The 11976-nt window shown below is 64.2% G+C and carries 11 protein-coding genes; 4 read left to right on the plus strand and 7 right to left on the minus strand.

Features of this window, described 5'->3' with window-relative positions:
* Positions 1-47: 47 nt before the first annotated feature.
* A complete protein-coding gene (gene ligD / locus RFM68_RS13515) occupies positions 48-2555 on the minus strand; it encodes a DNA ligase D (protein WP_320233472.1) in 2508 nt (835 codons plus the stop codon).
* Between the two features lie 14 nt (positions 2556-2569).
* Positions 2570-3430: a non-homologous end joining protein Ku gene (ku, locus tag RFM68_RS13520; protein WP_320233473.1), complete on the minus strand. Its 861-nt coding sequence runs from the start codon at positions 3428-3430 to the stop codon at positions 2570-2572.
* Positions 3431-3784: 354 nt separating this feature from the next.
* On the opposite strand from ku, the gene RFM68_RS13525 reads away from it, so the two are divergent.
* The 4 genes from RFM68_RS13525 (at position 3785) to RFM68_RS13540 (ending at position 6494) form a co-directional block, all read left to right on the plus strand.
* Positions 3785-3931: a hypothetical protein gene (locus tag RFM68_RS13525; RefSeq protein ID WP_108702809.1), complete on the plus strand. Its 147-nt coding sequence runs from the start codon at positions 3785-3787 to the stop codon at positions 3929-3931.
* A 179-nt stretch (positions 3932-4110) separates the two neighbouring features.
* On the plus strand, positions 4111-4557 hold the full coding sequence (locus RFM68_RS13530; protein ID WP_320233474.1) for a thiol-disulfide oxidoreductase DCC family protein: 447 nt from the start codon (positions 4111-4113) through the stop codon (positions 4555-4557).
* Positions 4558-4868: 311 nt separating this feature from the next.
* Positions 4869-5234 (plus strand): YciI family protein, encoded by a 366-nt coding sequence (locus RFM68_RS13535; RefSeq protein ID WP_320233475.1) that lies wholly within the window; start codon positions 4869-4871, stop codon positions 5232-5234.
* Between the two features lie 12 nt (positions 5235-5246).
* Positions 5247-6494, plus strand: a complete 1248-nt coding sequence (locus RFM68_RS13540) for an RNA polymerase sigma factor (protein ID WP_320233476.1) — start codon at positions 5247-5249, stop codon at positions 6492-6494.
* Positions 6495-6784: 290 nt separating this feature from the next.
* On the opposite strand, the gene RFM68_RS13545 is transcribed toward RFM68_RS13540, so the two are convergent.
* The 5 genes from RFM68_RS13545 to RFM68_RS13565 all read right to left on the minus strand — a co-directional run bounded on the left by RFM68_RS13545 (position 6785) and on the right by RFM68_RS13565 (position 11939).
* Complete coding sequence (locus RFM68_RS13545) at positions 6785-7408, minus strand: glutathione S-transferase family protein (protein WP_320233477.1); 624 nt, start codon at positions 7406-7408, stop codon at positions 6785-6787.
* 450 nt (positions 7409-7858) lie between these two features.
* On the minus strand, positions 7859-8839 hold the full coding sequence (gene cysK / locus RFM68_RS13550) for a cysteine synthase A (protein WP_320233478.1): 981 nt from the start codon (positions 8837-8839) through the stop codon (positions 7859-7861).
* Between the two features lie 187 nt (positions 8840-9026).
* The gene (locus tag RFM68_RS13555) at positions 9027-9644 is read right to left on the minus strand and encodes a LysE family translocator (protein WP_320233513.1); all 618 of its coding nucleotides are present in this window, start codon (positions 9642-9644) and stop codon (positions 9027-9029) included.
* Positions 9645-10042: 398 nt separating this feature from the next.
* Positions 10043-11380: a PQQ-dependent sugar dehydrogenase gene (locus tag RFM68_RS13560; protein WP_320233514.1), complete on the minus strand. Its 1338-nt coding sequence runs from the start codon at positions 11378-11380 to the stop codon at positions 10043-10045.
* Positions 11381-11723: 343 nt separating this feature from the next.
* Positions 11724-11939 (minus strand): hypothetical protein, encoded by a 216-nt coding sequence (locus tag RFM68_RS13565; RefSeq protein WP_320233479.1) that lies wholly within the window; start codon positions 11937-11939, stop codon positions 11724-11726.
* Positions 11940-11976: the final 37 nt, after the last annotated feature.

Raw genomic sequence — 11976 nt, forward strand, 5'->3', positions numbered from 1 at the left:
TCGCAATGTCGGCGCGAGGCTTGGGTGACTTTGCGCCCTGCCCGCGATCACCCCCGCTTCAGCACCTTGCCCGCCTTGAAGAAATCCTTCCACGGGTCGGCCTTCTTCAACTCGCTCAGCGTGGTCTCATCACCGAGCGGGAAAGCATTCGGCGCCAAACCCTTTTCAAGCTCCGGCCAGGTCACCGGCATCGATACCGTGGCGCCTTTCTTGGCGCGCGAGGAGTAGGGCGCGACCGTGGTCGAGCCCCTGCCGTTGCGCAGATAGTCGACGAAGATTTTGCCCGTGCGCGCCTTCTTCGACAGCGTCGCCGTGTAGCGATCGGGCGCGGCCTGCTCCAGCGCGCGGGCGAAATCATGGGCGAAGTCCTTGACTTCGTCCCACTCAGCCGACGGCTTCAGCGGCACCAGCACGTGATAGCCTTTGCCGCCGGAGGTCTTGGCCAGGTTCGGCAGCGACAGCGCGTCGAGCTGCTTATGAACGTCGAGCGCGGCGGCGCGCACCGCCTTGACGTCGACGCCTTCGTCCGGGTCGAGGTCGAAGATAATCTGGTCCGGCTTTTCCAGCTGGTCGATGGTCGAGCCCCAGATATGGACCTCCACCACGCCGTACTGGACCAGCGCCGCAAGCCCGTCGAAATCCTTGATGAACAGGATCTCCTCGCCGTCGCTCGGATCCTTCATCCTGGCGATCTTGTCGCTCATGCCGGGCGAGGCGTGCTTCTGGAAGAAGCGCTGGCCATGGATGCCGTCCGGCGCCCGCACCAGGCTCAGCGGCCGGTTGACGACGAATTGCTGCATGCGCGGCCAGACCAGCGCGTAGTGATCGAGCAGGTTCTGCTTGGAGACCTTTTCGTCGGGCCATAACAGTTTGTCGGGGTGCGAGAGCTTTATCGAGGTTTTTGCCGTTCCGGCAGAGGTCTTTGGCGCGGTCTTCGCGCCCGGCTTTGCTTCGCTTTCGGCCCTGGTCTTCTTCGGCTGCTCCTGCACGACTTCCTCCGCCGGCTTGTCCTCGCGCAATCCCTGGAACGAGGCATGGCGGATTATACGGTCGGATGTCCAGCTGCGGAACTCCACCTCGCCGACAAGTTGCGGCTTGACGAAGGTGAGGCCCTTGCCCTTCGGCACGGCGGTCGAAAAGGGCGAGTCCTTGGCCTTGAGCCCGTCGAGCTTCTTCTTGAGATCCGTCGCCACCTTGCCGGAAAAGCCGGTGCCGACGCGGCCGGCATAGTTGAGCTTGCCACCTTCATGATAGCCGACCAGCAGCGAGCGCAGGCCGCGTCCGGTCTTGTCCGACGGCAGAAAGCCGCCAATGACGAATTCCTGGCGCAGCGTGCATTTCGACTTGATCCAGGATAGCCCCCGCCCGCTGCGATAGGGCGCATCGGCGCGCTTCGAGACCACGCCTTCCAGGCCCATGCGGCAGACATGCTGCAGCATGACCTTGCCCGGTTCATGGAAATGGTCGCTGAAGCGCAGGGCCGAATTTTCGGGCTGCTCGCCGAGCAGTTCGCCAAGAGCCTGCTTGCGCTCGACCAGGGGCTCGCGGCGCAGGTCTTCGCCGTCGAGCCGCATCAGGTCGAACACATAGTAGACAAAGCGGTCGGCGCGACGAGCCGACAGATTCGCCTGCAGCAACGGGAAGGACGACACGCCGCTGTCGGCAAGCACCACGATCTCGCCGTCGATGATGGCGTCGCGGCATTTGAGACCGGCAAGCGTCGTTGTGACCGGACCGTCGAATTTTTCCGTCCAGTCGAGACCGGCACGGGTGAGCAGCCTTACCTCGCTGCCGGCGATCTGCGCCTGCATGCGGTAGCCGTCGAACTTTACTTCATGCAGCCAGTCGTCGCCGGCGGGCGCCTCTTTTTCCAACGTTGCCAATTGCGGCTCGATGAAATCGAGCCGCTTGCCATGCCCGGCTTTGGCCTTACCGGCGGCCGGCTTGTTCGATTGCCAGACTTTCGGCTTCTCGCCCTTGGCGGCCTTGCCTTCGCCGACTTCCTCGATGGTCAGCCCCGACTTCACCGATTTCGGTTCCTCCTTAAGAACATCCTCGCCGGGACGGGCGGCGGCATCGTCGGATTTGATCAGCAGCCAGTTGTCGCGCTTTTCGCCGGGCCGAGGCCTCAGCCTGACCAGATGCCAGCGGCCGTTGAGCTTGTGGCCTTCGAGCTCGAAGTCGATATGGCCCTTCTTCATCGCCTGGGCCGGGTCGGCTTCCGGACTCCATTTGCCTTCGTCCCAGACGATGACCGAGCCACCGCCATATTCGCCCTTCGGGATGGTGCCTTCGAAGGACGCGTAATCGATCGGATGATCCTCGACATGGACGGCCAGCCGCTTCTCATGCGGATCGAGGCTGGGGCCGCGCGTCACCGCCCAGCTCCACAGCACGCCGTCATGCTCCAGCCGGAAATCATAATGAAGCCGCGTCGCAGCATGCTTCTGGACGACGAAGATGCCGCCGCCTTGCTTTTGTCTGCCGACCTTGCCGGCCGGCTCGGCGGTTTTCTTGAAATCGCGATTGGCGTGATACTGTTCGAGGCCGGCCATAACGCTGGACTCCTCTATGCGGATTTGCGTTTGGACGCGGTGGTTCTGGCCTTGGGTCGCCCCGCGGTCGGCTTCGCTTTGCCGGCCTTGGCGCCGCCTTCCGCGTTGAGGCTCTTCTTCAGCGCGTCGAACAGGTTGACCACATTGGACGGCTTGGGCGGCGCCTTGGCCTTCGGCGCCTTCTTGCCGGCTTTCCTGGCGCGGATCAGCTCGAGCAGCGCATCCTCGTAGCGGTCGTCGAATTTCGACGGGTCGAACTTCGCCTTCTTGCCGTCGATGATGTGCCGGGCCAAATCGATCATCTCCTTGTCGGTCCTGGTCGCTGCGATGTCCTCGAACACCGTCGCCGGCCGGCGCACGGTATCGTCATAGCGCAAGGTGGTCAGCACCATGCCCTTGCCGAGCGGCTCGATCACCACGGGGCGTTCGCGCTGATAGAGCACGATACGCGCGAGGCCGGCCATCTTCTTTGCCGCCATCGCGTCGCGGATGACGGCAAAGGCTTCCTCGGAGACCTTGTCCGCCGGAGAGACATAATAGGGCGTGTCGAGGTAGATCTGCTCGATCGAGGATTTCTCGACGAAGCCGTCGAGGCTCATCGTGTGAGAGGACTCGATCTGCACCGCCTCGATCTCATCCTCCTCGATATGGACGAAATCGCCGTCGCTCACCTCATAGCCCTTGATCTCGTCACCCTCATCGAGCGGCTTGCCCGTCCCGGCATCGACATAGATGCGTTTGACGGTGTTGCCGGTCTTGCGGTTGAGGATGCGAAAAGAAACCTTCTCGGCGTGGGTGACGACGTTGGTCAGCTCGATGGCGCATGTGACCAGCGACAGTTTGAGATAGCCCTTCCAGGCCGGGCGTGGTGCCATGGCGAACTCCTGCGTGACCCGACCTTACCGCAACGGGTAGAGGCTTGCCCGGGTTCCGCCAGAGTGCGGATCGTATCGCCACGCGGCAAGCAACGAAATTTCCTGGCGCCACCCGAACGTGAAACAGAAGCGCGTCCAAGCGACATTCAGACGAAACATATGTGATGCAAAAGTCACACGAGCCGAAATCGCGTCAAAAGGCGTGGAAAGACCCCGAATCAGCCGCATTCCGGCCACGAAGCAACGGGTTTCGGACCAGAAATTAACATCACGTTCACCGACTATTCACGCCTCGACGCTATGCTCTCGAACAATTCGGACGGGACAGCCGAAAGCGGGACAGGGACAGTTAAAATGAACTTCTGGAATCACATCGCCGGCTATGCCGCCGCCATTCGCGAATTCGTCGCGCCGACCTATCGGCCGGAGCGCTATTACATGCGCGGCCCGGGTCCGGCCTGCGCACGTCGCGGCAATTCCCTGGGCGTGAGCGCGAACTGATCATGACCCGCGAACGAGGTCACCACAGCCGCATTTGCAGGCCGGCCGCCGACCAGCGCACTACCACCTATCGCGCTGAGCGCCTTGTGCTTGCCGCCAACTGGCGTGCGACAACGCCGCGACTTTGACGCCGCCGCCGGCTGGCTTAGTGTCTGAAGGCACAAGCAGCCGGGGCCGCCATGACCGATCTGCCCGAACGTCCCAACTTCCCGCGCCAGACCTATGACGCCCGCCAGCCGCTGATCGTTTTCGACGGCGTCTGCGTGTTCTGCTCGGGCTTCGTCCAGCTCATTCTAAAGCTCGACCGGGAAAAACGCTTCCGTTTCGCCACGGCGCAGTCACCGCTCGGCGAGGCGCTGTTTCGCCAGCACGGCCTGCCGACCGACGACTACGACACCAACCTCGCCATCATCGACGGCGCGGCCTTCACCCGCCTCGACAGCTTCATCGCGGTCATGGCCGCGCTTGGCTGGCCGTGGCGCGCGGCGAGGGCGCTGCTCATCCTGCCGCGGCCGCTGCGCGACTGGTTTTACGACCGCGTCGCCAAGAACCGCTACGCGCTGTTCGGCCGGAAGGACAGCTGCGACATCCCGTCCGCCGAATTGCGGCAGCGGCTGGTCGGCTAAACTATTTGTTTCCACGCAATTCCGGACGGAAAACCGCTGCACACTTTTCCTGGAATTGCTGGCTTGGAGGTCCGGATGGAGCTTTTGATCGTCGGCGGCTACGGCACCTTCGGCGCCGGGCGCCCAAGGAAATTCCGCAACCTGTCTTGGCGGGGTGACATGGGCGGAGTGACATGGGGCGGAATGACAAGCCTGCCTTGCGCGTGTTGCGGCACGTGACAAAATTTTCGGGCGCCTGTCGAAATCGGTCGACGCCACACGACATAGGTCGGCACGCGACGATGCGGCCTTCAGGAAAACGGGAGAAGACCATGCGATACATGCTTTTGATCTACAATGACGAAGCCTCGATGGCGAATGCTCCAAAGGAGCAGACCCAACAGGTCCTCGCGGCCTACGGCGCCTATACCGAAGCATTGCACAAATCCGGCGCATGGCTGGCGGGCGACCGGCTGCGGCCGACCCAGGCGACCACCTCGGTGCGGATGGCCGGCGGCAAGACCAATGTGCTCGACGGCCCCTATGCCGACACCAAGGAGCAGCTCGCCGGCTTCTACATGATCGAGGCGCCCGACATCGACACGGCCATCGAATGGGCGGCGCGCTGCCCGGCGGCGGGCACCGGCACGGTCGAGCTGCGGCCGATCTGGGAAATGGCCGAGTACGCATCCGCTTAGCGAGAAACTGGGATGGATGATCGTTCGGAGATTGCGCGGGCGGCGGCAGAAGCGGCCGCCCGGCGCAGCTACGGCAAGCTGGTCGCCTGGCTCGCGGCCCGCACACGCGACGTCGCCGGTGCCGAGGACGCGCTGGCCGATGCGTTCGCGGCGGCGCTCGAACGCTGGCCGCGAACCGGTGTGCCGGCTCGGCCGGAAGCGTGGCTGCTGGCGGTGGCGCGCCGGCGTGACGTGGACGCGGTGCGGCGGCGGCTGACCGGCGAGGCAGCGCGCGATCATCTGCAGCTGATTGCCGAGGAAATGGAGCCAAGCATGAGCGGCGAGGACCTTCCCGACGAGAGGTTGAGGCTGATGTTTGCCTGCGCCCATCCGGCAATCGAGGCCGGCGTGCGCGCGCCGCTGATGCTGCAGACGATCCTCGGCTTCGACGCCGCGACAATCGCCTCGGCCTTCCTGGTTTCACCGGCGACGATGGGCCAGCGGCTGGTGCGGGCCAAGGCGCGCATCCGCGAAACCGGGATCCCGTTTCGCGTGCCGGAACAGGCGGAGCTCGGCGACCGGCTGGGTGCCGTGCTGGAAGCGATCTACGCCACCTTCGCCGAAGGCTGGTCGGATCCGACCGGCACCGATACCAGGCGGCGCAACCTCGCAACCGAAGGCATCTGGCTCGGCCGGCTGGTCGCCTCGCTGATGCCGGACGAGCCGGAGGCGCTCGGGCTGCTGGCGCTGATGCTGTTCGCCGAGGCGCGCCGTTCGGCAAGGCGCGGCCCGGGAGGAGACTTCGTGCCGCTTGCCGAGCAGGATATCGCGCTCTGGGACGACGGCTTGATCGACGAGGCGGAAACCTTGCTCGTGCGCGCCGCGCAAAGGGAAATCATCGGCCGCTACCAGCTGGAAGCCGCCGTGCAATCCGCCCACACGGCCCGCCGGCGCGGTAGCGGCACCGACTGGTTAGCCATCCGCCAGCTTTACGACGCGCTGCAGGCCGTGGCCGGCTCACCGGTGGTGGCGATCAACCGCGCGGTGGCGATTGCCGAAACCGAAGGCGCTCCGGCCGGGTTGGCGGCGCTTTATGTGCTGGGCGACGACAAGCGGCTGCAGGACTACCAGCCTTATTGGGCCGCCCGCGCCGGCCTGTTCGCCAGGCTCGGCAACACGAAGCAGGCGGCCTCGTCCTACGACCAGGCGATCGGCCTCGAGCGCGACCCCGCGCTGCGGCGTTTCCTGCAAGGTGAGAGGGCCAAGCTCCTCAGGAATTAGAGCAATGCCAGGGAGATTGGCTGAAGCCTCCCCAACCTCGTCATTCTAGGGCGGAGCGGGAGCGAAGCTCCGTCGCGAAGACCCTAGAATTCTGCCGTTACCTTGGCCGAAGGATACAAACGGCGCAGAATTCTGCACCGTTGCGGCGCATCGAAGTCACGGAATGTATCCTCGGGTCTGCGCGCGTCGCTTCGCTCCTTGCTCCGCCCGTGGATGACGAAGTGGCAGGCTCTTCAGCCAATCTCCAAGGCGTGTCGCCTGCCATCGCCAAGCCCAGCCGCCGCGCAGTTTTAAGGCCACATCTCGTGCGATGCGTTTAGCCTGCGCATCAGCTCATTCTCACGCAGCCTCGCCCACAGGCGTTCGATGTTCGGCCACGCGTTGCGCGCTTTCTCGACCTCGGGATGCCAGGCTACGAGCATGGCGAGGTAGATGTCGGCAAGCGAAAGCGTCTCGCCGGCCAGCCAGTCACGGCCGGCCAGTGCCTGGTCGACGACGGCAAAGCCGCGATCCATCTCGGCGACCGCCGCCTTCTTCACCGGCTGCAGATCTTCGCCGTCGGTCGTGTAGCGGTGCGCGTAATAGAGCCTCAGGATCGCCGGATAAAGCACCGACGACATGAAGACGATCCAGCGCAGGAAATCGGCGCGGCCGGGCGAGCCCGCTTCCGGCGCGAGACGTGCTTGCGGGTGGCGCTCTGCAAGCAGGATGCAGATTGCCGCCGATTCGGTCAGCGAATGGCCGTCCGGCAGCGTCAGCACCGGCACCTGGTTCAGCGGGCTGATGGCCAGAAAGGCCGGATCGGGCCGATCTCTCTTGGGCACGTCGATCTGTTCGAAGGGCACGCCGGCCATGGCCAGCGCCGCCTCGACGACGAAGCCGCCGCTGCCCGGACGCGTATAAAGCTTGTACATGAGAAATCCTCCCGCCGGCCGATTGGGGCCGGCGGCGATATCAGCCGGAAGTCCGGGCCCGCTCAAGCCAGGCGCCGCTTGCCACAGACGCTTTTTGAACAGTCCAGCCACTTCGAGAGTACTGCTTGTCCGCTAACTCTGGAGATTAGCCTAGGCGTTCCCGCCTTCGTCATCCACGGGCGGAGCAGGAGCGAAGCGATGCGCGCAGACCCGAGGATCCACGCCGTGACGTCTCCGCGTCACGGCGTTGCAGGTCTTCTTTCGAGGAACAGCAGCTCTGTTAATCTCGACAAAATGCAGTGACAGACGGCATCCGTTCTGGGTCGTGGCATTCCCTGGCCACGGTCACGGAATGGGTTCCAGGGTCTCCGCGGCGGAGCTTCGCTCCTGCTTCGCCCTGGAATGACGACCGCGAGGGGCCGCTGAAGCCACTCTCGGAGGGATGCGCGCCTAGGCGCCCAGCCCGTCGAACAGGATAGTCGAGAGATAGCGCTCGGCGAAAGAAGGGATGACGACGACGAGGTTCTTGCCCTTGTTCTCGGGCCGCGAGCCGACGACGATCGCCGCCTGCAGCGCCGCGCCCGACGAGATGCCGACCGGCACGCCTTCGAGGCGGGCGACAAGGCGGGCATTGGCGACCGAATCCTCGTTCGAAACCCTGACGACCTCGTCATAGATCGAGGTGTCTAGGATTTTCGGCGCGAAGCCGGCGCCGATGCCCTGGATCTTGTGCGGGCCGGGCTGGCCGCCGGACAGCACCGGCGAGGCCTCCGGCTCGACCGCTACGACATGCAGCGACGGCTTGCGCTTCTTCAGCACCTGGCCGACGCCGGTGATGGTGCCGCCGGTGCCGATGCCGGCAACGAAGATATCGACCTCGCCGCTGGTGTCGTTCCAGATCTCCTCGGCCGTGGTGCGGCGGTGGATTTCGGGATTGGCCGGGTTCTCGAACTGCTGCGGGATGATGGCGTTGGGCAGCGTCGCGGCGAGTTCGTCGGCCTTGGCGATGGCGCCCTTCATGCCTTTCGGCCCTTCGGTCAGCACCAGCTCGGCGCCGAGCAGCGCCAGCATCTTGCGCCGCTCGACCGACATGGTCTCCGGCATGGTCAGGATCAGCTTGTAGCCCTTGGCGGCGGCGGCGAAAGCAAGTGCGATGCCGGTGTTGCCGGAGGTCGGCTCGATCAGCGTCGTCTTGCCGGGCGAGATCTTGCCCGCCTCCTCCAGCGCCTCGATCATGGCGACGCCGATGCGGTCCTTGACCGAAGCGATCGGGTTGAAGAATTCGAGCTTGGCCATGAGATTGGCGACGATGCCCTTCTCCCTGGCGAACTTGTCCAGCCTGACCAGCGGCGTGTCGCCAATCGTCTCCGTGATCGAGTTGAAGACGCGGCCGCGGCCGGGCACGCGCGCGGAGGTGACGGGCTTGTTCATTGGTTCGCTCCCAAGGCAATGGCACAGGCAAACAGAATAGGACTTTCAACCGCGCAAGATAGGCTGAGGTTCGAAAATATCCGAGTGGGGCGGTTGCTCAAAACTGCCCGTGACCGGAAACGCATTTTCCGGATCAAGCCTTTTTCGGAATGGTTTCGCTCAACCGAAGGCCGAGTGAGGTCAAGATTTATTGACGGGCCGCTATGGCGGCTGCCGCGCCCATCATGAAGCCGGCGGCAGTGCGGTTCAGCACCTTCAGCGCGCGCGGCGATTTCAGGAACCAGCGCGCCTTTGCCGCCAGCGCCAGATAAGGCACCAGCACCACGAACAGCACCACCACCGTAAGCACCGCAAGGATGGCGTAGTCGGCAAGCGTGATGGTCTTCAGGTCGACAATGGTCGGCGTGATGGCGAGATAGAAGATCATCGTCTTCGGATTGCCGAGCGTGACCGTCAGCCCGGCGATGAAGCTCGATACCAATCCGCCCCTGGCCTTCCGCGCCTCGATGTTTTCGGGCGTGATGCCGCCGGTCCAGAAGCGCCAGGCGAGGAAAGCGAGATAGGCGACGCCGGCCCATTTGATGGCCAGGAAGACCATGCCGAAGGTCTGCGCGACAAAGGCGAGCCCGAGCACGACGGCGGTAAGATAGGTGAGGTCGCCGAGCATCAGGCCGAACGACATGGCCAACGACGAGCGGAAGCCGGAGCCGAGCGCGCGGGCGACAAGCGCCGTTACGCCGGGGCCCGGAATGGCGGCGGCGACGCCGAGGGCGGCGCTATAGGCGAGAAATCCGGTGAGCGTCATGGTTGGGGCCTGGCCGTTGGAACCGATGTAGAGCCGGGCTTTTATCATGATGCCGGTTCGACGGTAATTCCCTCACGACGGGATTTGTTGCGCCAGCTCGACTCGACCGTCACCCTTTCCAAGCGCTGGCGCTGCCCCTCACCTGCCTGCCGGCATCCTCTCCCCGTATAGTGACGGGGGAGAGGGGCGCTCTCATCGCCGGTTTTCGCCAATCGCCAGCGTCGCAGGAAAGGTGCCGTCGTTGCGGCCAGCCCCTTCTCCCCGTCAATATACGGGGAGAAGTGCCCGGCAGGGCGATGAGGGGCAGCGCCGACTTTCACAATTAGCGGTCTGAAACGGCAGAAATGAACGGTGAAAATCTGGCGAACTGCAGCCTTCTAAAAACCCCTGCCGAGGAACTACCCGCCATAAACAATACGCCAGATGGTGCCGTTGCCGTCCTCGGTGAGGATCAGCGCGCCGTCCCTGGCCACGGCGACGCCAACCGGCCGGCCCCAGACCGCGTCGTCGGAAATGACGAAGCCGGTGGCGAAGTCCTCATACTCGCCGGTCGGCTTGCCGTCCTTGAACTTCAGCCGCACCACCTTGTAGCCGCTGCGGACATTGCGGTTCCAGGAGCCGTGCAGGGTGACGAAGGCGTCGCCCTTGTAACCGGCAGGGAAATTGCCGCCGTCATAGAAGGCGATGTTGAGCGGCGCCGAATGCGCCTGCATCAGCACGTCGGGCATCGTGACCTTGCCGGAGAGGTCGGGGCGCGCGCCCTTGTGGCGAGGGTCCTCATTGTCGCCGATATAATACCAGGGCCAACCGTAGAAGGCGCCATCCTTGACGGCCGTGGCGTATTCGAAGGGGACGTCGTCGCCAAGCTCGTCGCGCTCGTTGACGACACACCAGAGTGCACCCGTCGCAGGCTGCACGGTCATGCCGGAACAGTTGCGCAGGCCGGTGGCGACAGTCCTGCGGTTCTTGCCGTCGGGATCGAAGGCCACCACATCGGCGCGGCCCTGTTCGGCACCCCAGGCCGCGCCCAGCGGCTGCGTTTTCGCCCAGTCTTTGAGGCCGCCCTTCGGCCCGGCGCCCATGTCCTCGGCGATGTTGGAGCCGGAGCCGATCGACAAATAGAGCGTCTTGCCGTCGGGCGAGAAGGCGATGTCGCGCGTCCAGTGATGGTTGGCCGGGATCTTGGCGACGATGGTCTGCGGCTTGCCGGACGCCTGCAGGTCGCCGTCGCGATAGGGGAAGCGGACGACGCTGTTGCTGTTGGCGACATAGACCCATTGCGGCTTGTCGCCCGGCGGATAGAAGGCGATGCCATAGGGCCGGGTCAGGCCCTTGGCGAAGATTGACTTTTGCGCGGGCTCCGCACTGCCTTTGGCCAGGCGATAGACGCGGACCTGGTTCGCCCGGCTGTCGGCCACGAAGAGGTCGCCATTCGGCGCCACGCGCACGACACGAGGATTGTCGATGCCCGATGCGACAAGCTCGGCGGAGAAGCCGGGCGGAAGCTTCGGCTTGGCATCCTGGGGGCGATCGGTGACACCGCCGCCGTTCGAAGCGGACTCTGCCATATCCGGTTTCGGCAAATCTTGCGGCTTCAGCAGCCTGCGCACGCCCGGACGGTCGGCCTTCCAGTCGCCAAAGGCCTTTTCGCCACTGAGCAAAGGTTGATCGGCCTGCTGCGCAAAGGCACCGCTGGCTAGAACCAGCGCAAGGCCTGCAAGGCCGGCGATCCGCATCAAGCTGTCCTCCGTCGTTTTGCGCCTGCTCGCCGTCGTCATTCCAAGGCGAAGCAGGAGCGAAGCTCCGTCGCGGAGACCCTGGAATCCATGCCGTTACCTTGATCGAAGAGCGCAGCCGAGCAGAATTCTGCACCTGGCAACGCTTGGAAGTCACGACATGGATCCTATGGTCTGCGCCGCGTCGCTTCGCTCCTTGCTCCGCCATAGGATGACGAAGCTAGAAGCGTCTCAGCCAATCTCCAAGGCATGCAATCCGCCAAGACGACACCGCCCGATCCGTCGATTTCTGTGTTAGGAAACTAGGATAGACGGGTGTTCTGAAAAGAGGGGTGATCGGATTTCATGGCGCCTCCTGATCAGTCACCTCCTCGGCATCCAGATCGTCGTCGAGACGCTTTTCCAATTCAACGAGGTCGGCCGGCAAGGGCATGCCCATGGCGCGCAGTTCCCTCAGCTTCTCGCGCAGCTGTTCCTGGATCTCGTGCTCGTCCTCGGGCTGGTTCACCATTTCCTCGAGCAGCAGGCTGATCTGGGCCTTGAGTGCTTCCAGCGCCATTTTTTTCTCCTCTGCAGCTCCGGGTCACTAGGTGTGT

The sequence above is a fragment of the Mesorhizobium montanum genome (assembly GCF_033977145.1).
In the GTDB taxonomy this organism is placed as follows: Bacteria; Pseudomonadota; Alphaproteobacteria; order Rhizobiales; family Rhizobiaceae; genus Mesorhizobium; species Mesorhizobium montanum.